The organism is Bradyrhizobium sp. WSM471 (assembly GCF_000244915.1).
Classification (GTDB): domain Bacteria; phylum Pseudomonadota; class Alphaproteobacteria; order Rhizobiales; family Xanthobacteraceae; genus Bradyrhizobium.
Genome location: NZ_CM001442.1, coordinates 1,717,212 through 1,738,178, shown reverse-complemented (window position 1 = coordinate 1,738,178; position 20,967 = coordinate 1,717,212). Strand labels below are relative to the sequence as shown.

Here is a 20,967-nt window from a genome sequence, read left to right as displayed (position 1 = left end):
CGTCGACTCTTCAGGCGCGTATCTCACTTCAAAGAATTCAAAATCGCTACGCCGTCCAGGCAGCATTTCTGGTCAATAATGCGCATGATCCTCAGCCTGTCCGCCAAATCGGTTCTTGCACCGAAGACTATCCCCGACAGATCTTCGAATTCGTATTGCAGGGTCCGCATCGGCTTCTCACGCAAATCGAAACCCGAATGCACTACGGCCACGTGGCGACAGCTATCGGCGAATGAGCGGCGCGAATAAATTCTGCAGGGCTGCATCGTCGAATTTGTCCGCTTCGGAAGTGGACGCGCGAACTGAAGGCGAACTTGATCTCGTCGATCTTCCTTCGACGACGGCGATCCGCTCCATTACCGTTTCCACTGCGCGAGAGACGACCGCTGTGCTTACACGCGTTCTAGTTGCTAATTTTTTAAGAGTCTCGATGTGCTCCGTAAGGGTCGATTCCGAGTCGATGCTTTCGACAGTCCTATCTATTTCATCGAACTCTCTTATAATGACCTCGTTAACAGCCTGAGGAATCTCGCTGCCTAAATGCAGCTTCCACTCTTCAACCGCATCTGAGATTTTCTCAAGATCGTCCGGAGCGCAATTGTGGATCATTCCAATCGCAGCGGTCTCAAGGCAATTGGCGAGCTCGCCTGCAACAGTGAACTCGTCAAAATAATCTCCGTCACGCAATTTGGCGATGAGCTCGATTACGTCGTCGCCGTCGCGCCAGGAGTCAAGCCCGTCTACCGGCGCGCGCGCAAGCGCGAGAGCAAGATCTGAAAATCGTTGATCGCCGCTGGATCGATGCCAGGCAATTAACAGCTCTATGCGTTGTGTGTTCGAGAGACCGGTTTGTTGCAACGAATCCCCGTGTTTTCCGGGCGTCTTGATCCATACCGGGAGGTGAAGAAAGTCACCCGCAATCTTGGCGAAGCACGTGGCCACAACTGCAAGGCTATCGGCTGGAAGCCTTATGGTCTTGCAATATGACCAGACCGCTCGTGCAAAGTCCGATTCGACGGCAGAGGCGGCGATCTCACGTAGAAGCGCATCGTCATTGAGATACTCCGTCAGATAATCTCGCAAAGAAGGATTCACAAAACTTACGAGCGGCCCGCTGATCTTAACGAACCCTCCCTCAAGGGTTCGCAGGGCCTCGTCAAAATCCTTGGGTCCGTGCTCTTCGCCATATTTCGCGCAGAGGCGCGGGTGTAGACTTTCATAGGAGAGCTTCAGCTCCTTGAGCCCAACCCCGTATTCGGAGCTAAAAAAGAGAGCGAGCAGGAGATGCTGGCACATCTTCGCGATGTGCGTGCGGAAGGCAATGTCCCATAACTGCTTCGGATTCGTGAGAGCATCGATAAACGCGGCCGGATAGATCTCCGGCAGAATGTCCCGCACACGGGTGCTATCCGTCATCCAATCGATAATGCGTGGGCTATAGTTCTTGTGATCGACGATCTTGGCGATATGACCGCTTCCGATGAGCGCGCTTATGTGACTCTGCGGCGTTCCCGCGACGAGCAGATGATTGTAGAGAATGCGCGCCTTGATCCGTCTGGTGTAAATGCCGACATCGAGCACATATTTGCTGATATCCAGGCGCTGATCGGCTAAGTACTCGGAAACCAGCCGGGCCTCCTCGAATATATAGGCCCGCGTGGTCAAAATGAACCGCGCATTTGGGGATTTCCGGACGCGCTTGATAAAGCGCGCGAGATCGGAGTCCTTGTGCGAAAGGGCACTCCGGTCTAGCGCCACCCTTCCGAGAAAATCATCGAAGAAGAAGACCTGTTTCTTCGAATCTTCGATGGCGGCAAAACCGTCATCGAGACTTCGGATCGCTACAAGCTCCCAATCCTCGGCGATATAGGCGTAAGATAGCATCTCGGCGAGCGTGGTCTTACCGACGCCCGGCGGGCCTGAAATGATCACAAGATGATGCGCTTCCAGCGTATCGCGGGCACCATTGAAGCTCGGGTTCGGCGCATAAACACGTACCTTGGCTTCGATTTCTTCACGGGTGATATTATTGACGGTATGCGCAGCCGACCGCAAGACGCGCTCCAATACACCCACGCCTGACAGCCAAAGCTTGATATGAGACTTCTCAGTATCAGGGTATTTCCTGATAAGCCCGTTCAGGTCCCCCGGCCCTAGAATGTCACCTTCGCTTTGGAGAGAGGGGCCTATCAGAGCCGCAAGTTCTGTTTTTCTGGGCGGCGTCAGCGCGCGCGATGTTGCAAGCACGTAGCGTTTAGGCGCGAGACGATCAATCGACGAACGCTCCCGTTTGAGTTCTGATTTGAGGCCGGGATAAGTTGAGCCAGCGTAATGTTTGGCCTGAAGGATGATCTTTGCGCCGCCTTTGGCGTGTCGGCCATCCATGCCGCCGTCTGGACCGGCCGCAAACGCCTCGAAACGGATACCAAGCTCGCGGCCGACGAGGTCACGGGCGAGGTCCTCGAAATCGGCTGGCGAAAGGTTTCCGAACTCGTAGGGCATCCTACAGCTCGCTGTAAATCGGGATGGAGACCGCGTGTGCATCGACGCTACCGACCACCTTTTTATCCAGCGGAAGCGTCTTCTTCTGGTCTGACCACACCTGCTTGAATCGCTGCACCGTTTCGGTGGCGGTATCGAGGACAAGCTTTTCAGAAATCTTCGCTTTCGCCGCAAGATGCTTGAGTTCATCTTTGGAAAACTCGGTCATTTTCTTGGTGCGTGAATAGTTCAACGCCATCTTGTCATCCGCAATATAGGGAATGGTCGAAAGCAGATCGTAAGCGGGCGACAATGCTGGCGTTCGCCGGTCGGGATAGATCAGCGACCAGTTCTTAAGGTGCATGTCGGTATTGCCGATCAGCGTACTGAAGACGAGCCTGCGAATAAATTCGGCGACGTCGGCATCACCGGTTTCAATGCCGAGCACACCTGCGATCCCCTTATAATTGACGTGCTCGTATTTCTCGTCCGGCGCGACGCCAAAGACCTGCGCGAAGTCTTCCATGTGAACAGGACCGTCGGCGGTCCGGTCAAACCGCTTGACGGCGAGCGCCTGTCCTTTGAATTCGCCGATGCCCTCGGGCAGTCCATCGATCGCGTTCACGTCGAGCAGCTGAAGGTCCGGTACGTCCATGCCCATGGCCTTCGCGATCGTCATCATCGAATATTCGTTCTCGGGCACGCCCGCGTACTGGTTGGACGGCAGTTTGACGATCCACGATCCGCCGACGCCTTCCACCGGGATGGTCAGGCCGCCCCTCTTGGAATTGCTCTTGAGCGCCGAGAATTTCAGCTGCACACCAGCCAGGGAAAACCGCAGCATGTTGTGCCGCTCGTCCGGCGTTAAGTCCTCTTCGACCTGCGGCGGCAGGGCCTCGCCTTCCGCCGGATGGACCGACAATGCGCCCGGAAGATCCTGACCCAGCATCCACAGCAGGAAGAATTCACGCTTTTCCTTTACGCCCGCGCGCTCTGCGAGATAACGGCGCAGCGGTCCTTCCGGCAACAGGTTAGAGAAAAACGGCGGAAGAACCATGCGGTAGGGCCTGAACGCGGTCAGGAGATTGCCGAACTGGTCTTTGAAAGACAGGCTCAGGGTCGGGCGATCTGGATCGTCGATATAGCTTTGATTGAAGGCAAAGAGCGTCCGGTCCCCCTGCACGAGCGTGAGGGTGGCGATGGGTTTGCCGTACAGATGAACGTCCAGAACCGAGACGTCAGGCATCGTCGTCCCCTCCATCAAAAGCATAGGCCGGACGCGGCGCTTCCACAGGATGCGCGATGCGGTTGCGAAGGCCCTGCAGTACGCCCGCAATATTATCTAGTACGGGCTTTGGTGGCGGGCTGGCCTTATCGTGACGCAAAGTCTCAATGACATCCGTAACGAGGGCGAGGTCGGACTTTGAAAGGCGGACTTGTTTTAGGAAGCGAAGATATTCTGCGATGCGGTCGAGCGCAGCTGAACTGCCGTACTGCTTCTTCTGTTTGGCGATGAGGCGTTCACCCTTGGCAAAAAGGACAGACTGCCCATCTTCCTGGAAGAATTCAGGGGCGGTCGAACGGAGTACACCCTCCACTGCGGGAAGAAGTTTTTTAGGCACAAGCACGACTTCGAGGTCGAGCGCCCGCGCCATTTGGATGAAGCTCGACAGGCCCGGTTCAAGGCGCCCGGTTTCGATCTGGGAAATGTGCGCCTGGGTCAATCCGGAGCGGGCGGCCAAAGCGCGCTGGCTGATAGCCTCCTTGACACGCTGGCCCTGCACTTCTCGGATAAGCTCCTCGCTTTGGTACGCCATGATAAGTATCCTGATCAAAATTGACTCTTGATAATGATATTATATCATTGTTGCAGCCGAGTCAAGGACCGATAATTATCCTTATCAAGAAGACTAAATGATAAGTATTCTATATCGCCTTGGTGAAAAATAGGGATATAGACCATGACGAGACCAGCGAGAAAGACACCAAAGCACAGCGCCGGAACGCCTTCAGGCCGGCCCTCGATGACGAGCATCTGATCGCAATAGGTCAGGTCGCCCTGCGTGGGGAGATGCTTGACAATCCGATCGATCTTACTGCCCAACAGGTGATCCAGCGCCACTCCCCGGTCGTCCGGAAAGAACTGAGCAAGTTCACGACCGCGAAGAAAATCGGCTTGGCCCAGGAAGCTCTACACAGGACATGCCCGAGAGCAGCAACGCGATTGCCGAGTTTTTCGGTGATCCGTCTGGGGCCGCAACACCGATGCTTCGCATGGATTGATGAGCAGTGACGGCGACAGAAAGGCAGCGACGCAACGATATCAAGCGACAGGAGACGGCGCTCGTGTTCTGGCGTAGGAAAAGAAAGGATGGTCGGTCGATCAATGAGAGCCGGGATCGCCTGTGACTGACGTCGTACTCCCAGGATCGCTTGATTCCATGCTCACTTCCTTAAGGACCGTCGATCCACTGGAAAGTCGTCGCCCGAGAGCTTCGACAAAGCGGTCGTAGCGCTCACCGCCCTTGGCACGCGCGGCTGGGCTCGACTGCTCGGGAAGGGCTGGGGTAGACGTCAGCCAGAAGCGGACGAACAACGCGATCGTCTCCAGCGTGACACCGTCATTCCGTTCGAGCCGTTCCAGTATGCGTACGATGCGGTCGAGCCGCTTGGCTATGGCCGCCTCCCGCCGGTCGGAGTCGTCCGGCGAGAGGAATGAAGAGATCGCGGCCTCGGCGACCAGAGACTTGGGCTTGCCGTGACGTTTTGCGAGAGCCTCGAGGCTACCGAAGATACCTTGATCGAGGTAGATGCTCAGCTGGACCTTTTTCATGACGACCGCTCAGAGGCCCATTTTGTCGTCAGGGTCGAGGCTGACAGTGCGTGCCATGCCCTGCATCGACCGGGTTAAGGCCGTTGCCTGCACGACCTCGGCGTCGGCATCATCCGGGGCAGTGTCGAACTCGTTTTCGGCAAGCGGGGAGCGGATCACAACTTCTTCATGCTGCGGTAGCTCAGGCTCGCGGCGAATACCGCCATTCGGATCGCGGGTCTTGCTCCTCAGCGAAGCGAGCAATTCGGCTGAAAGCGGAATCGGCTTCTGTCCCGACCATTCATCTGACCGTGTGGTCGATGTGACTGGCTTCGTGCGCGAGGGCGTCAGGATTCGGCGTTGGAGTTGTGGATCCTCATAATATCGAACCTTGCGGGCGCGTATCGGGTGCACCCCCGAAACCATCACAATCGCCTCATCGGGCGAGAGCTGCATGACCTCCCCAGGCGTGAGCAGCGGCCGGGAGGTCTCCTGCCGGCTCACCATGAGGTGGCCGAGCCATGGCGAAAGGCGATGCCCGGCATAGTTCTTCATCGCCCGCATCTCGGTCGCGGTCCCGAGCGCGTCCGACACCCGCTTGGCGGTGCGCTCATCGTTGGTCGAGAACGCGATCCGGATATGGCAATTGTCGAGAATGGCGTGGTTCGGGCCATAGGCACGTTCGAGCTGGTTCAGGCTCTGGGTGATCAGGAAGCTGCGGATGCCGTAGCCGGCCATGAAGGCGAGCTGGCTCTCAAAGAAGTCGAGCCGGCCGAGTGCTGCGAACTCATCGAGCATGAGGAGCAGCTGCTGCCGCCGCCGGCTGGGATCCAGGCTTTCAGTCAAGCGCCGTCCGATCTGGTTGAGCACGAGCCGCATCAAGGGTTTTGTGCGGGCGATATCGGATGGCGGCACCACCAGGTAAAGGGAGATCGGCCGATCCCCGTCCACGAGCTCGCGGATACGCCAGTCACATCTGCCGGTGACCTTGGCGACGACGGGATCGCGATAGAGCCCCAGGAAGCTCATCGTCGTTGATAGCACGCCGGAACGTTCGTTTTCGCTCTTGTTGAGGAGCTCCCGTGCAGCCGAGGCGACCACGGGATGACCCCGCTTTCCCAGATGCGGCGTCGCCAACATCGCGTTCAGCGTCGCCTCGATCGGGCGCGAGGGGTCCGACAGGAAGTTGGCGACACCGGCGAGCGTCTTGTCGGCTTCCGCATACAGGACATGGAGAATTGCGCCGACGAGCAGGGAGTGGCTGGTCTTCTCCCAATGATTGCGGCGCTCGAGGGCTCCTTCCGGGTCGACGAGGATGTCGGCGATGTTCTGTGCGTCCCGCACCTCGCAGTCGCCCTTGCGGATCTCGAGCAGCGGATTGTAGGCGGCACTTGCCGGATTGGTCGGATCGAACAGGAGCACCGGGCCAAAGCGGGCGCGCCAGCCCGATGTCAGCTGGAAGTTCTCGCCCTTGATGTCGTGGATGATGGTGGAACTCGGCCAGGTCAGAAGTGTCGGAATGACAAGGCCGACGCCCTTGCCCGAGCGCGTCGGAGCAAAGCACAGCACATGTTCCGGACCGTTGTGCCGCAAATAGTTGCGGCCAAAGCGGCCGAGCACGACGCCGTCGTGGCCAAGAAGCCCGGCACGCCGAATCTCCCGGGCATCCGCCCATTGCGCCGAGCCATAGGTCGTGACGTTCTGCGCTTCCTTGGCCCGCCAGACCGAGAGGAAGATGGCAACGCCAACGGCAGCTATTCCGCCTCCCGCCGCGATGCATGCGCCCTGCATGAAGATGACGGGCGCGTAGGCATCGAATTTGAACCACCAGATGAAAAACCCGGCTGGCTGATAGATTGGCCAGCGCCCGATCATGAACCAAGCGGGACCGAGCTGCGGCTGGAAGGCCAGACGCCAAGCCGTCCACTCGGTCGCTGTCCAGAGGAAGGCGAGCACGACCAACGAGACGACGATCAGTTGGCTCCAGACAATCTTTGTCGCGGACATGGACCGAGGCAATGCGGCAACGCCAGCTGGTAGCGCAACGGCGATCCGCTCGGCGTCGTAGTCGCGCGCAGATTGGCGCGGAGATCGGCGGGTCAGAGCGAGAGGTCGCGCTTGCGGCCGAAACTCCAATCCACCCCGCCAGGACCGGCGATGCCGCTCACCTGCCTGCCCAGTTCACGCTCCAGCGACGGTAACCAGGGCACGAGCTGGAAACCGAGGCCGTTGTCGATCATGGCGAAGCGGCCGGAGGCGAGCGATAGCCTCCGGCTGTAAACCCCCGAAACGGACTCTCCTGCCTCCGCGGGCAAATGCGCCAGCCCGGTTTCGGAGGCCAAGCGCCGCCCCACGGTCTCGAGCTCGCGGTTGCGTAGGGTGCCAATCAAGTTGCGACCGAGTGTGACCTTGTCGCCATCCCGGCTGGCGAGGCCCTTCTCTACGAGGGCGTCGATCCTGTGGTCGAGCGCGGCGCGGACTTCGGCGCCGAAACCGGCACGAGAGAAATCGGCGCCATCACGAGCGACCAGGCGCCGGTCGAGCCAGGTCGCCCCATCCGCCGTCACCTGCTGGTCAAGATTGAGGTCCGAGCGGACAGCCAGCGCGATCCGCTGCCGGCCCCTTGTATCCTCGAACCGCCGCAGCTCCATGATGCCACCGATAGGCCCGTCGCCAGCCGCTTCGACGTCCGGCAGCTTCAGATGATGCACGCGCCCATCGATCCCATCGACCACCGCGAAGGCCGTGCCCCTGAGCTCATCGTCAAGCCCACGGGCGATAAGGCGGCCGATCACGGGTTCGCCATGGCGCTCGCCTTCGAGTGCCCAGGATGACGGTGCGCGTGCGGCGCCATCCTTCGTGAGGCTCTTGTGCAGCCGCTTGATGATGTCGCCACGCTCGCCAAGCGCTCGCAGGCGCTGCTCCGCGTCAGCCGCCAGGACCCAGCGCGCCGGCCCCGCCGGCTCGGCCAGGCCCAGCCGCTCGAGGTTGCGCATCCTTCCGATCCGGATCTCACGCAACGGGTCGCGCGCGGCTTCCCGGTCCGGCCGCAGATCAATGACCCCGTCCGCCGCCCCTGCTTCCCGGGCCAGCACCCGATCGAGCCTGGTCCAACGTTCAGCCGTCACTTCCCTGTCCAGGTTTTGGCGGATCTCCAGCTCTGATCGCGGGCCGAGTTCACGCGTGACGAGATCCCCGGCTCGGGCGCGCAAGCCCTTCGAGATATAGTCCCGGCTGATGACAAGGTCCTTGTCGTCATCGCCACGGCCCCTCACGAGGACGTGGACATGCGGGTGCTCCGTGTTCCAATGATCAACCGCCACCCAATCGAGTTTGGTGCCAAGGTCCCGCGAAGCTTGATCCATCAGTTCGCGGGTGAAGGTTCGTAAGCTTTCCAGCTCAGTGGCATCATCGGGCGAGACGATGAATCGGAAATGATGCCGATCGTCCTCGCAGCGCTCGGCGAAGGCGCGGCCGTCGGCCTCATCGCCGCTAGCGTCAAAGAGCTTGCCGGGTGCTCCGTCGCGGGTGACGCCGTCGCGCTGGAGATAACCGATATGGGCACGCAGGGCGCCTGGCGAACGCATCCGGCGCACAACACGCGCCTTGACGATGGCGCTGCGGGCACGGTTGTTGAGGAGCCGGGTCGCGGCAAGGCTCGCCGCGCGGCCGCGCCCAAACGTGCTGCCATGGCTGCGGCCACCATGTGAGAGGCCGCCGGCCTTCTGCGCAGCTGTGAGGGCCTGCGCCAGGAACGGTTTTGTCCGAGCCGGGCGCGTCGAGCGGATGCGGCCGGGACGGATGCGGAAATCATCGTTACCGGCCATCGTCCGCTCCGAAGCGTGTCGAAAGCTGAACCAAAATAGCGCGTTGCCGAACGTCGCAAGGTTTGCTGGACATTGGCAATGTTTGCAGCGTGATTTGAATTTGCTGGAGATTCCTGCCCCGACCGACCGGCCGCACCTTGCGGCTTTTACCCTGCCTTCCCCGGTCGCTCACTCCCAGCTCTCTGCCGACCACTCTCAACGTTGCGACTGGCTTCGACATCATGCGACGAAATGCGATTGCGATCATCGGGACTGCACCTCGTCTGATCGCCGCGCAAACAGGCCCGTCCCGCGAGGCACGAGTGCAGTTGCACCCGCCCTAGGCGCTGCTTTCGACGAATTCATCGTGCGGATACCGGATGCCGAGTTGGTGTCAGCCGATAAGCTCTTGGACCGCTCAACAAGGAGTGGCGCTTGCTGCCACGCGGCGAAGCGTCTGCCAGCCGAACCACCGCTGTTGCGCTGCTCAATACCGATCAATGGTGCGAGTGTAGCGGTGTAGATCTGTGTTTCATCCGGAAGCGCTCGACCGGTGGCCAGATGCTCCTCGTACCGTCTTGGTCCAGCATTGTAGGCTGCGAGAAACCCTGCTGATCCGAAACGATCGAGCATCTCGCGAAGGTACGCTGTCCCAGCCATGATGTTGTCGTGAGGATCAAACGGATCGATACCGAGATCGTAACGAACGCTCAGTTCGACCCAGGTCGCGGGCATGATTTGCATCAACCCGAGCGCTCCGCGAGGTGATATGGAGTGCGCATCACCACCGCTTTCGGCCTGCATGACAGCACGGATCCAACGCTCCGGGATTGCGAACCGATGCGAGGCTTCGGTCACGAACGCGGCGTATGCAGGGCCTGGAAGCAGGTTTGAGGAGCGCGCAGCTTGTGCGCGCGATCCAGCCTCCGCTCTGCCGGCCGATGGCGCTCCGAACATCAGCAGAATTCCCAAGAAGCAAGCAGCGGCTCGAGATAGCAATGTGTGGACAGCCGCCAAGGACAGAGCTCTTCCCGGCCGGCACTGAGCCGGCGCGAGACGGCCGCGGCGCGCGCGGATTGCCGACAATTCGGCCGGGACGGAGGAATGACGGTGGGATCGGTCGAACAGAGAAACCGCAACCCAGTGGAGCAATGCCGGCATTTGTCAGTCCTCCCTGGTCCACGCCGGTACCGCTTGCCCGATGACGGCCGATATCGGGATCGGTCCGAAATATCTGCCGTCAAAGGACACCGCCGACTGCCAGTTCATGAGAAAGACCTCGTCCTCAGCGACGACGCGGCAGCCCTGCCAGGCCGGCAACGGCCTGCCACGGCCGTCGCGCTCACGTGCCTGACCCATTTCGATCCCGTCGACGACGATAGTGAGTCCCGTTCTGCAGACGGTTTGTCCGGGCAACGCCAGCACACGCTTGAGCATCGGAAGACCGCTCGGCAAATAGCCGTTGAAGTCGAGGAAGCTCGCAAGCGGCTCTGGTGGCCGAACGGCCACGAGCTCAGTGATGTGCAATCGTGCGGTCCCTTGCAAACGGTAGAGGCCGATCGGCACACTTTCGGAAGCGTTCCAGATGTACGACAGTGAGGTGTCGGTGACCGGCCAAAGCGCGAGCGTTGTGGCCCCACATATCGCAAGGATGATCCTTAGTCGTCCCATCAGAACACCAGCCTGCGCCGGTGGAGCCACGCCTGGTGGCGCGCACGCGTATAAGGTCGTGGCGTTTCGTTGACGGAAAGACGGTTGTGGATGTGATGCCAGTATTCGGGGGCTACATCGGCTGGATCGATACCGAGTGACTCCACGGCGTCGATCAACTGGAGAACGCGCTCGACCTTTCGCCAGCCAGCCAGTCGCAGCAGGCTTTCGCCGCCGGGGCTGACCCAAGGCACGGTCGAATAGCGCTGCCGCGGCGCGATCGCGCGCAGAATGTCGATGCGAGACAGGATGGTTCCGAAGTCATTGGAGGTCCAGCGCACGAACGCGAAGATGCTGCCGGGCACAAACGAGAGAATGCGCCGGTGCTGGTCAATGATCTTCTCCGATACCGGCTTGCCGAACCGGATTCGGTTCTCGATCCGCTTTTCGAGCCACAAGAGTTCAACAGTTGTGAGGTCGCTCACCTGGCCACTCCATAGTTTTGAGAGGAATTTTGGACATGCCAACGGGTGCGCTGTCGCCGGCGCATCGACGTCAGTGCCTTGGTTTCGGCAGGACGGTTGTGATGATGCGCCGATGATCGGCGTTGTCGAAGCGCCGCAACGTTCCTGCTGCTGCCGAGAATCGCAGCCGAGTAGCTCCAATTCGTTAGAAGGCGTCCGAAGGATTCCAGGCTTGCTGGGGTACTGACCGGCGCCCCATCGCCGGTCGCATTGCGACGATGATGCCTCGCGACAATTCGCGAACGGAACGCACGGTGCGTTCCGGCAGTCGGCAACGGAGGCGCATGATCGACTTCTATGTAGGGCTCGACGTGTCGCTGGAGGCGACGAGCATTTGTGTGGTTGACGGCGACGGCAATGTCGCCTGAGAGGCGAAGCTGGACACCGATCCGGATGCGATCGAACTGTTGCAGGCGGAATGACGAATTCATCTCAAGCGCGTCGGCGTGGAAGCGCTCTCGTTCAGCGCCTGGCTGTTCACGGCGGTTGCCGAAAAGGCCCTCCCGATGATCTGCATCGAGACCCGGCACGCTAAGGCGGCGATGAACGCGATGCTGAACAAGACCGCCCGCAACGACGCAAAAGACAATGCGCAGCTGATGCGCACTGGTTTGTTCCGCGCGGTTCATGTCGAGTCGGAGCGCGCACAGACGTTTCGGGCGCTGTTGGTCGCGCGCAAGGCGATGCTCGGCAAGGTGCTGGACATGGAGAACATGATCCGCGGCCTGTCGCGCCCATTCGGCCTCAAGGTCTCGGGGTTTTCTCGGTCGGGCGTTTTGATGCGTGGGTGCGCGATCGCTTGGCCGGGAAGAAGGATTTGAAAGCGATCGTCGCGCCGCTGTTGGACGCCCGCAGTGCCATGCGGCAGCAGTTGGCAGAACCGCACCGCGCGGCGCTGACGTTTCGCGCCACCGTCGATGATCCGCCGCGATTCAAGAAGTCCACGAACGTCGGCGCCCGTTTCGGGCTGACGCCGCGGTGCTATCAATCCGGCCAGACCTGCCGGATCGGCAGCATCTCCAAATGCGGCGATGAGCTGACGCGGGCGATGCTGTACGAGGCCGCGATCGCGATCCTGACGCGCATTCCGAAGAACTTTAAGCTGCGGCTGTGGGGCCTGCGGCTGGCCAGGAAGAAGGGTCTGAAGCGCGCGGCAACGGCCGTGGCGCGCGCCCTCGCCGTGCTGCTGCACAAGATCTGGATCGATGGCACCACCTTCCGCTTTGGCGCCGGCGGCAAGCGCGGCCGGGTCGCTGCGGCGCTGTAAGGGCCTCCGCGACCCGCCCGCTTCCACGCGCGCCTTTTCCTTCCGCCACGGCGGAGCGGCGTCTCCCGAGGAGACGGGGTTTTGGGTGAGATCGCAACTTTCCTTGCCGGCGGCTTCATGCACACCTTTGAAGCCATCATGCACGGCGCTGGTTAGCCTGACCGCCCATTCCTCAGATTCCGGCTTGTGGTGGTCATCGTGCCAACCACGGATGTTAGCGAGTTCTCCTCGACGAGCGAGCTGCCGCAAAGGAAAGCAACGATCGTGATGCGGTGCCCCCGTTTCCGATGATCGCGCAGATTTGCGCGCGATCGCGTGCGCGCGCATGCGTTGGCGAAAATAATCGTATTGCGGAGAAGTTTTACGCGTGAGAGAGTAGATGCATGCGGCATCCTCGTTGCACGCGCGGCCGACTTGTTCACAACGTACTGATTCACAACTGGAAGTTAGTGTCAGTATGTTAGTAAAGTTACGGGAGCAAAAAGTCTCGACGCCGCGGAAACTTAGCTCTGATTCCGGTCCCCGATAGCACGAGCATCGCGTCCCCGATGGCACGAGGGTTCTGGTCCCTGATAGCACGAGCGAATTCACAGCTTATCCCCAGCAGGAAGGACGACGCCGCGCTTGCGCAGTCGCTTGCTCGACGGGCCGATGAGGACTGGTGCGAAATTCAATCGCTCTGCGCCATTCCGATGATGCGTGATGATGAGCCGATAGCCTGGCAATGTCTGACGACGGACGATCTGACGCAGGTCGTAGGCAAAGTGTTTAAACGGCGACAGGCTCCCGGACTTCGCATGCAAGTGCACGAGATCGAAGCTCCAACCGCCATTCTGACGGCCGCCGTGCTTGCGGACGAGGCGATAGAGCCAGCGCTCCAGCCCGCCGGTCAGATTGAAATAGGTGCGGTCGATCGTCAGCACGAGTGCTTCATCGAGAACGCCCGTGTAGAACCAATCGGGCAGGATCAGCTCGATTCCACGGGCATGCCCGTGCAGATCGGCTGTCTCTTTCCATTCGTTGATCCAGGAGAAGCGATGCCGCCGCCGTTCGCTTGGCTGACGGATCGATGTCATCACAGTGGTCGATTGCAGCCGGTCGAGTGCGGCTTTCAGGCGGTCGTAGTCGCGCACGCTGGTGCCGCGGCCGACGAAGGTCAGGATCTCGTAAGGCGTCGCTGCCATCAGCCGGGACGTTTTCAGGCCGGCATCACGGGCTTCTACAATCTGCGAGGCAGCCCAGATCAGAACGTCCGCGTCCCAGATCGTCGCCATGCCATGTTCCGCCACGGCCTCAACACGAATGGTGACGGTGCCTGCGCGGAAATCGATCGGAACAATGCGCCTCGACTTTGCCAGCGAAAAGAACGGATACGCCATCAGGTCTTGCGCGTCCCGTGGCGCCAGATCGCCCGGGAGGGCGCGAAACAGATCGAGTTGGTCGCGCTCTGATCGCCGCCTGCTGCTTGCAGTGGAGTTGCTGTCCGGCATGGGTCAGCGCCGCTCCTTGCCGGCATACGGAATGGGTGTGTGCCGCTTCGCGGGCAGGACCGTGCCTGTGCCGGGATCGCTGGTGGACGTTTTGGCGCCACGGTCAACCCACGCCTTCAGGTCCTCGATCGCATACACAACGCGACCCCCGAGCTTGCGGTAGGTCGGGCCTGTTCCATAGGTGCGGTGCTTTTCCAGGGTTCGGCCGGAGAGTCCGAGAAAGCGCGCCGCTTCGGGCGTGCGCAGGTATCGCGGCGGCAGGCCGGCGTTCGGATCGGGCATTTGCGAGGCTCCGTGGTCGTCTGGAGCGCGGCCGGCTCGGCCCGCGCGTCGACGGTCACGATGGCGCACTCAGCGTGCTTAGAGGGATGCCGAAGATCGAGCGACGATTTTCGGCACCCCTGCTCTACTCCTTGCGAGATGAAGGACGTAGCAATGCGCTATAGCCGCCGCGCATCAGAGCCAAGCCCGCCTGCACGAGGCGGATGGTCCGGCTGCGCAATTCGTGGGTTTTCCAGGCGCGCTCAGGGATGCGTTTTCGGCCGAACAGCACCTCGGCGATGACGCGATAGGAAGCACCCTCCATGTGTCCATCGAGCGCTCGCAGCACCAAGACGAGTCGTTCGCGGCGCTGCGCCGAAAGCTGATGAAGGGGAGGTCCCGGCGGGCGGCCGTTGATTGCGCGCCACAGCCGATGTGAGGCGTGGGCGCGGATCTCAAAGTCCGCATCGAGCGGCAGTTCGGCCGCATAAGAGACACCAAACTGCGGCGCCTCTTTCAGCCAGAGATGATGTTGTGCCCCTTGAAGGCGCAATACGGCATGCCAGCCGTCAGATGCCTGTCTGATGGCGCCCGATGAAAGGTCGGCAAGCTGTAGCCCCGCGCCGACCGCTTTTGAGCCGGACGCGCTGCGAACGACCGGCACCACCGTCGGCAACGCCTCAGGAGCCCAGAAGATAGTCTGTTGGTGAAAGGACCCCTGCGGGTCATGGGCGAAAGCAGATGCCCCATCTCCTTCGGAATTCGGAAGTCATCTGCGATCGATTTTCACGATAGGAAGCCCGATAGTTGGAGCTGCGCCGCAGTGACTCCCAGGCGAAATCCGCCATCTCGCCCGACTTGATAGCGTGCTGATACGCCTCTGGTGAGCGCCAGTCGAACTCGGACATTGCTGTGATCCCCTGCTGTAAGACGATTGCGGCGCAATGTCTATGAAGCTTGGGATTGTTGGGGAAGTCGCCAATTATGCATTGCGTGATGCCCGCAGGCGATCACGCGTCAGCGGGGAAATCTGTTCTCGGGTGCGAATTCTTCATGACAGATTTTGCTATTTGGGCGCGCCGCCGCGAAGCAAGTCACGGTAGCCGTGGTCTGCCATCCATTTTGCGCGGGCCAGGTGACTATCAAACGCATTGCGGGCGCGAGCAGGTTCGCGATCCGGATCAATGTGCAACACGATCCGGGTCACCTCTTTCCAATCCGCGCCATCGGCTTCGGCATCAAGAAGTCGCCAATACGTCACGAGATGCTGCTCGTCATAGGTCGTCAACACCGGCTCATGCGGCGCGACATCCGCGACATCGGGATCTAATGGTGGCTTCGTCATGTAGGCTTATGCGCGCACTTCGCTAATCTGCATTGTACGCGAAACTTACCAAAATAGTTCGGTTATAGCCAGTGGTTTGATGGTCGGCCTAATGGCTGTTTGAGCGCATGAAAGCTCGTGCGCTCGTGGCCTGGAATGTGCGCCGGATCCGCGTGGATCGCGGTATTCCGCAAGAGCAACTGGCCTACGATGCCGGGATTGACCGCTCATATATGAGCGGCCTTGAGCGGCAATCTGAGAATCCGACAATTGATCTTCTCGACCGACTCTCCGAGACGCTGGGTGTTCATTTATCTGAATTCTTTGTTCAGCCACCCAAGGGAGCGGCGACACCCAAGACGTTGCCTAAGGGTCGCAAGTCAGCGCGTCCACGTTCCAAGAAGCAATAGCATTGGGCGAGTTCGCCACGCGGACAAGCGCCACGTAAGTGCGTGTCTTAAACTCGAAAATCAACTGACCAAGCCGGTCTAGCTGCAGCTTTGGTCAGTCGACTTTCCTCCAAGAGGAAGCCCCGCCCGAGCAGTTCGGGCGGGGCTTGGCGCTAATGAGTCTCACTCTCCGTTCTTGCGCGGCCGCGACCAGAGCAAGGTGTAGCCTTCGCCGCCTTCCTCATCGAACAGGTTCGCGTAGATCGGCGCGTTGAACGAGGGGTCGTCGAGCTTGAGCGAGAGGTAGTCGCGTCCCTCTTCGGAGCGCTTCGACCACGCTGCCCCGATCTCCGCCCGGCCCACATAGATGCGGTGGCTGGGAGCGTTGTCGTTGGAGCGGTTGGTCTCGGCGACGATGCGGACGCCCTTGGCCTGCAAGCTCAGGGTGATGATCTCGCCCTGGAAATCGTTACCGACCTTCTTGAAGGAACCGATGTTAGCCATGTCACTTCTCGTGCGCCAAGAGTGACGGGTGGAGTCCGTCACGCGCACTTGTTGCCCCTGCGGGGTGGGAGACCCCGCAGCCCACGTGCCGCAAGCACGGGGGTTGAAGCAGATGGGTGAGGTAAGCTGGGTGCCTCCGGCGAGCCATAAATGAGCAGAACCCGTCAAAGTCGGACGACCCGGGACTTCCGTCCGAGGCTGGTCCGGCGAGCGTACCTGCTACGGAAAGAGTTATCGAACCGATGTTTGAAGCCTCGTTGCAACATGGAATCCGCCGAACCGGAAGTGGGCGGATCGGTCGAAAGACCGGAGGAGTGCCGATCTCCGCTGAGTGGACGGAGATCAGGGACGTGCGTGATCGCGCACGTCAGTCAGCGGCCCAGCTTGCGGTGACCGTTGGCCGGAATCCTCACGGGGTAGAGTCGGTCCCTAAGGCAGGTGAAGGGACGACAGGTGAACTTGGGAACCTTGCCGTGTTCTCTCGCGCCGGATGGCGCGAGATGATCGAGGCGACCGATGATCGGCGCGGCAGGGGGCGGAGTCTTCGTAGTAGTCGGAGGGCGGGAAAGCCGTCCACATGGCGAAGGGAGACAGTGGGTGAAGCAAGCCGGCAGGAGGCGGGCCGATGAGGCCCGGCGCGGTGAATACCGCGTTCGTCCTCGACATGCAGCGCAAGCTTCACAGGTGGAGTGTCGCGAATGCCGAAAAGGTGTTCGCGGATCTGTTCAACATCGTATGCGACCGCAGGACGCTTTTGGAAAGCTGGCGTCGGTTGACCCGTAACAAAGGCAGCCGCACACCGGGTACCGATGGCGTCACGCGGAAGACGGTCGAAGAGCAGCTGGGCGGCGCAGTACGGTTCATCGAGGATATCCGCGGTGAACTACGTAGCGGCACCTATCGGCCCGAGCCTGTCCGGCAAAGGCTGATCCCCAAACCGGGTAAGCCCGGCAAGGTGCGTCCGCTCGGCATTCCGACGCTCAAAGACCGACTGGTGCAAATGGCTTTGAAGCTCGTGCTGGAGCCGATCTTCGAGGCGGACTTCTATCCGACCTCCTATGGCTTCCGGCCCGGCCGGAGCACCCATGATGCGCTGGCGAAAATCCAGCGACGACTGCACCCCACACCCAGCGGCACTTCCGAGTACCGCTTCGTGATCGAGGGTGACATCAAGGGCTGCTTCGATGCCGTCGATCATCATGTGCTGATGGAGCGTGTGCGCCGACGCGTCGGGGATCGCAAGGTCCTCAGGCTCGTGCTCGCCTTCCTAAAAGCCGGTGTCATGATCGAGGGCACCGTCCGCCACCCTGTTACGGGCACCCCGCAGGGCGGCATCATCTCGCCATTGCTGGCCAACGTCTATCTGGCGGCCATCGACGAGAGATACGGACGGTGGTCGATGCGCCCTCGCGAACGACCGCAGAATGCAGCCGACCGGCGGCTTTACGATCGCCGGAGAAACAGGCCTACATTCTACGCCGTACGTTACGCCGACGACTTCGTCGTGCTGACGGACGGGACCCGCGAGGAAGCAGAAGCTGAAAAGTTTGCGTTGGCGCAGTTCCTCAAAATGGAATTGCGCATGGAACTGTCGATGGAAAAGACCAGGATCACCGGTGTCGGGGAAGGCTTCGACTTCCTCGGCTATCGAGTGGTGCAGACCAAGGCACGCCGCACCGGTCGTATGGTCGGTAATCTCTTCATTCCGAAGAGCAAGCTGAAAGACCTGCGCCACAAGATCAAGGTCAGGGTGAGGGCGACGCCGACAGGCCAAGCCCTTGCCGATCTCATCGACGATCTCAACCCGGTCATCACCGGATGGCGAAACTACTACCGCTACGCCACGTGGGCCACGCGGGACTTCGCCAGTCTGGATTGGTGGCTGTGGGAGCGCATCGGGCGATGGCTGCACAGGAAGCATCCTAAGACGACGTGGCAAGAACTGCGTCGTCGCTTCCAGGCAACAGCGCCCGACAGCCGCTGGCGATGGGTCGACGGACCGAGATCGCTGCGGTTCTTCCGGGAAGGCGGATCACTCCACTTCCCACACCGGGGCATACGCATACCGAACGGATGGAACGATCCTGGCGAGAAGTTCCGTAAAGGAGCCGATCGCTTCTGGGCGTCGTTCAACACCCTCATGGACGCGTGAGGATCACACGCGGCGTAAGCCGCGCATGGAGAGCCGGTGGCTTGGAAACTTGCACGCCCGGTTCGGCGAGAGGGGCGCAGAAACCATCCGTCGCAAGACGGACAGGCGCTGTGCCCCTACTCTACCTGTTGTATTTCGAGCCCGCGACCACCGCGGCCTCGATGGCGATCTAAAGGCCGAGGACGATCGGCGACGCACCCGCTCGCGGGCCGCAGCGCAGCGGAGGACGTCGTTGTGGCGACTTTCTTGTCTCGCGAGGAATGGGCGAAGCCCAGGGGAAGAAAGTCGCATCAACGGCGTTGCGGCTCAGACGATCGAGGCGCAGCCGGTCTTCGGCCAGATCAAGCCATCAAAGAGGCCACGTGGTCTGCGTGCTGAACCGCAATCTTAAGGAGAAGACTGGCGAATCTCGGTTCTGCTGAACAAGGGTTGGTACGGTTCGGCGCAGAAAAAGAAACAATCTGCCGCAAAGGGCGGTATCGTCCTGGAACGAATGATCGAGCGCGGCGCGCCGCTCCACCGCAGCTATGTGGGCCAGACAGAGATTGGTAGGGCTCTTTTAAAGCGCTCCGAGGAGAAGCGCTGTTACTTCTCGCTCAAGCTCGACGACCCCTCGTTCAACGTGGCGCCCTGGGCGACCTTGCTCGACCGATGATGGCGACGAAGCGTCATAAATCATGCGTGGTGGTTGTGAGAACTGGTTGAGGCATATTCTCCACACCCCGCCCGACTCCGATGGGCGGGTTCCCGCGAAAACGGTCAAGCGCGTCCATGCCGTGCCGCCGATGCAAACCGCACCTCCGCAAGCGAAGGCCTCGCGCCAAGCCAGTGAAGGCACCCCGATCTGCGATAGGGCAAACACCACATGATAGCCGGCGATTACCGCAGGGATGGCGAATGCGGTCGCGATCGCGAACCGCAAGGTCAAGGACCGACTAAGTGCGACGGCGACCTGACCAGCGGCAAGCGTCAGCGCGCCAGAAGCAATTCCGATAAGCAGTGCGCCGAAGACGCCCGCGCCATCGCGAAACGCAAACATCCCGATGCTGAGTGCGGCAAAAAACGGCAAGGCATACACCGCGAGCGCAAAGATCGCCCAGCAGAACAAGCCAATGCCGAGTGTGTTGAGAACAAGCCCAAGCGCGAGCATGGTGGTGGCTCCATGTGCATAGATGTACCGGTCGCGCCTTCCACCACCACCACGGCGCAGTTTCGGTGGTAAAATCGAAACGAGGCGGAGTTGCGGCGTGCAACTCCGGCTCGGTTGTCTCGATGTCGAGTTCGACGGCGCTCACGCGCCGCCGAACCTCCAAACCGGGATGCCGAGGCGCTTCGCCTTATCGGCAAGGTTGTCCTGTATCCCTGTGCCTGGGAAGTGCATGACGCCGATCGGCAGGAGTTCGAGCATGGCATCGTTGCGCTTGAACGGCGCAGCCTTCGCATGCTTCGTCCAGTCGGGTTTGAAGGCGATCTGAGGCACCTTGCGGCTGGTCGCCCATTTCGAGGCGATCAGTTCAGCGCCCTTCGGGGAGCCGCCATGGAGCAGGACCATGTCGGGATGCTTGGCATGAACCTTGTCGAGCCGATCCCAGATCAGATGATGGTCGTTGAAATCGAGCCCGCCAGTGAGTGCGATCTTCGGCCCCGGCGGCAACATGACCTCAGTCTCGGCGCGGCGTTTTGCTGCGATGAAGTCACGGGAGTCGATCATTGCCGCGGTGAGCGTTCGGTGATTGACCAATGATCCAGACCGAGGACGCCAGGCCGAGCCGGTGTGGACCTCAAATCGCTCGATGGCCTGGTCGCGGAAGAGCTCCAGGCAGTTGCGGCGCTCGATCAGCGTGATCCCTTCGGCCGTCAGGCGCTCGAGTTCGACCGATCGCACTTCGGAGCCGTTCTGCTCGCGCTGGCTCTTGTGCTGAGCCTGCTCGTTGTCGTCGAGGTGGCGCTCGATGCGGTCGAGGGCCCGATGGAACAGGTTGACGGTCGACCAGAGCAGATCGTCAAGGTCCGGTTCAAGCCGCGTGTCGTTCAGGGTCGCAACAAGGGCGTCAAAGATATCGACCACGGCGCCGGCGATGATCTTGCCCTCGGGGAGTGGTCTTGGATCGGGCTGGTCGTCGAAGGGACGATGGCCGAAGAGTTGCAATTCGGTGAGGACGTGGTCGGTTGGGGAAGAGGCATGCGGCGGTTCGATGTCGTCATGGTCGGTCATGGGAAGAGGTCCTTTGCCGGATCGGCCGCGACCATCGCGGCCTTCGTGGCGATCCTCTGACGGCAGGAGGAACGGGCCAGAACCCGAAAGGG

General features: G+C 60.8%; 22 protein-coding genes and 1 pseudogene. 6 read left to right on the top strand and 17 right to left on the bottom strand.

The genetic code is table 11. From position 1 onward, the window contains the following. Positions 1–222: 222 nt before the first annotated feature. From BRA471DRAFT_RS07700 to BRA471DRAFT_RS07650, 10 genes are all read right to left on the bottom strand, one after another. Positions 223–2,502: an ATP-binding protein gene (locus BRA471DRAFT_RS07700; protein ID WP_007605965.1), complete on the bottom strand. Its 2,280-nt coding sequence runs from the start codon at positions 2,500–2,502 to the stop codon at positions 223–225. A gap of 1 nt (position 2,503) precedes the next feature. Further along, positions 2,504–3,727, bottom strand: a complete 1,224-nt coding sequence (locus BRA471DRAFT_RS07695) for a type II toxin-antitoxin system HipA family toxin (protein WP_007605964.1) — start codon at positions 3,725–3,727, stop codon at positions 2,504–2,506. Beyond that, positions 3,720–4,298, bottom strand: coding sequence for a helix-turn-helix domain-containing protein (locus BRA471DRAFT_RS07690; protein WP_007605963.1), 579 nt, complete (start codon positions 4,296–4,298; stop codon positions 3,720–3,722). Before BRA471DRAFT_RS07690 ends, BRA471DRAFT_RS07695 begins: the two co-directional genes overlap by 8 nt. Positions 4,299–4,342: 44 nt before the next feature. Then, entirely contained in the window at positions 4,343–4,603 is a 261-nt protein-coding gene (locus tag BRA471DRAFT_RS38065) for a hypothetical protein (RefSeq protein WP_007605962.1), read from the bottom strand. Between the two features lie 261 nt (positions 4,604–4,864). Next, complete coding sequence (locus tag BRA471DRAFT_RS07680; RefSeq protein ID WP_007605960.1) at positions 4,865–5,314, bottom strand: hypothetical protein; 450 nt, start codon at positions 5,312–5,314, stop codon at positions 4,865–4,867. 9 nt (positions 5,315–5,323) lie between these two features. Then, positions 5,324–7,300, bottom strand: a complete 1,977-nt coding sequence (locus BRA471DRAFT_RS07675) for a conjugal transfer protein TraG (RefSeq protein WP_007605959.1) — start codon at positions 7,298–7,300, stop codon at positions 5,324–5,326. A 92-nt stretch (positions 7,301–7,392) separates the two neighbouring features. Beyond that, positions 7,393–9,120 (bottom strand): VirD2 family relaxase/mobilization nuclease, encoded by a 1,728-nt coding sequence (locus BRA471DRAFT_RS07670; protein WP_007605958.1) that lies wholly within the window; start codon positions 9,118–9,120, stop codon positions 7,393–7,395. A gap of 243 nt (positions 9,121–9,363) precedes the next feature. Beyond that, complete coding sequence (locus tag BRA471DRAFT_RS39525; protein ID WP_256379923.1) at positions 9,364–10,056, bottom strand: lytic transglycosylase domain-containing protein; 693 nt, start codon at positions 10,054–10,056, stop codon at positions 9,364–9,366. Positions 10,057–10,263: 207 nt separating this feature from the next. Next, on the bottom strand, positions 10,264–10,770 hold the full coding sequence (locus tag BRA471DRAFT_RS07655; protein WP_007605956.1) for a S26 family signal peptidase: 507 nt from the start codon (positions 10,768–10,770) through the stop codon (positions 10,264–10,266). Next, positions 10,770–11,234 (bottom strand): DUF2840 domain-containing protein, encoded by a 465-nt coding sequence (locus BRA471DRAFT_RS07650; RefSeq protein ID WP_007605955.1) that lies wholly within the window; start codon positions 11,232–11,234, stop codon positions 10,770–10,772. The genes BRA471DRAFT_RS07655 and BRA471DRAFT_RS07650 overlap by 1 nt, the downstream gene beginning before the upstream one ends. Before the next feature lie 485 nt (positions 11,235–11,719). On the opposite strand from BRA471DRAFT_RS07650, the gene BRA471DRAFT_RS36475 reads away from it, so the two are divergent. Together BRA471DRAFT_RS36475 and BRA471DRAFT_RS36470 are read left to right on the top strand one after the other, a co-directional pair. Next, entirely contained in the window at positions 11,720–12,094 is a 375-nt protein-coding gene (locus BRA471DRAFT_RS36475) for an IS110 family transposase (protein WP_050992564.1), read from the top strand. Continuing rightward, complete coding sequence (locus BRA471DRAFT_RS36470) at positions 12,091–12,540, top strand: IS110 family transposase (RefSeq protein ID WP_035973661.1); 450 nt, start codon at positions 12,091–12,093, stop codon at positions 12,538–12,540. Before BRA471DRAFT_RS36475 ends, BRA471DRAFT_RS36470 begins: the two co-directional genes overlap by 4 nt. Positions 12,541–13,127: 587 nt before the next feature. Here the strand turns inward: BRA471DRAFT_RS36470 and BRA471DRAFT_RS07635 are convergent. From BRA471DRAFT_RS07635 to BRA471DRAFT_RS36460, 5 genes are all read right to left on the bottom strand, one after another. Further along, positions 13,128–14,030, bottom strand: coding sequence for a replication initiator protein A (locus BRA471DRAFT_RS07635; RefSeq protein ID WP_007605954.1), 903 nt, complete (start codon positions 14,028–14,030; stop codon positions 13,128–13,130). A 3-nt stretch (positions 14,031–14,033) separates the two neighbouring features. Beyond that, positions 14,034–14,312 (bottom strand): AlpA family transcriptional regulator, encoded by a 279-nt coding sequence (locus BRA471DRAFT_RS07630; RefSeq protein ID WP_007605953.1) that lies wholly within the window; start codon positions 14,310–14,312, stop codon positions 14,034–14,036. 124 nt (positions 14,313–14,436) lie between these two features. Further along, positions 14,437–14,967, bottom strand: a complete 531-nt coding sequence (locus BRA471DRAFT_RS07625; protein WP_083843166.1) for a DUF2285 domain-containing protein — start codon at positions 14,965–14,967, stop codon at positions 14,437–14,439. A gap of 49 nt (positions 14,968–15,016) precedes the next feature. Next, positions 15,017–15,199 (bottom strand): transcriptional regulator domain-containing protein, encoded by a 183-nt coding sequence (locus BRA471DRAFT_RS36465; RefSeq protein WP_007605951.1) that lies wholly within the window; start codon positions 15,197–15,199, stop codon positions 15,017–15,019. A 158-nt stretch (positions 15,200–15,357) separates the two neighbouring features. Beyond that, positions 15,358–15,636, bottom strand: coding sequence for a DNA -binding domain-containing protein (locus BRA471DRAFT_RS36460; RefSeq protein ID WP_007605950.1), 279 nt, complete (start codon positions 15,634–15,636; stop codon positions 15,358–15,360). Between the two features lie 107 nt (positions 15,637–15,743). On the opposite strand from BRA471DRAFT_RS36460, the gene BRA471DRAFT_RS36455 reads away from it, so the two are divergent. Then, positions 15,744–16,025, top strand: a complete 282-nt coding sequence (locus BRA471DRAFT_RS36455) for a helix-turn-helix domain-containing protein (protein ID WP_007605949.1) — start codon at positions 15,744–15,746, stop codon at positions 16,023–16,025. A 162-nt stretch (positions 16,026–16,187) separates the two neighbouring features. Here BRA471DRAFT_RS36455 and BRA471DRAFT_RS07615 read toward each other — a convergent pair whose 3' ends face one another. Further along, positions 16,188–16,508: a DUF736 domain-containing protein gene (locus tag BRA471DRAFT_RS07615; protein ID WP_007605948.1), complete on the bottom strand. Its 321-nt coding sequence runs from the start codon at positions 16,506–16,508 to the stop codon at positions 16,188–16,190. Positions 16,509–17,133: 625 nt separating this feature from the next. On the opposite strand from BRA471DRAFT_RS07615, the gene ltrA reads away from it, so the two are divergent. The 3 genes and pseudogenes from ltrA to BRA471DRAFT_RS39520 all read left to right on the top strand — a co-directional run bounded on the left by ltrA (position 17,134) and on the right by BRA471DRAFT_RS39520 (position 19,882). After that, complete coding sequence (gene ltrA / locus BRA471DRAFT_RS07610; protein ID WP_007605946.1) at positions 17,134–18,660, top strand: group II intron reverse transcriptase/maturase; 1,527 nt, start codon at positions 17,134–17,136, stop codon at positions 18,658–18,660. A 508-nt stretch (positions 18,661–19,168) separates the two neighbouring features. After that, positions 19,169–19,315 (top strand): annotated as a pseudogene (locus tag BRA471DRAFT_RS36450) (DUF736 family protein); the annotation flags it as partial. A 210-nt stretch (positions 19,316–19,525) separates the two neighbouring features. Further along, positions 19,526–19,882 (top strand): hypothetical protein, encoded by a 357-nt coding sequence (locus BRA471DRAFT_RS39520; protein ID WP_231171051.1) that lies wholly within the window; start codon positions 19,526–19,528, stop codon positions 19,880–19,882. A gap of 69 nt (positions 19,883–19,951) precedes the next feature. Here the strand turns inward: BRA471DRAFT_RS39520 and BRA471DRAFT_RS07600 are convergent, their stop codons facing one another. After that, the gene (locus BRA471DRAFT_RS07600) at positions 19,952–20,875 is read right to left on the bottom strand and encodes a DUF2493 domain-containing protein (RefSeq protein WP_007605944.1); all 924 of its coding nucleotides are present in this window, start codon (positions 20,873–20,875) and stop codon (positions 19,952–19,954) included. Positions 20,876–20,967 lie beyond the last annotated feature (92 nt).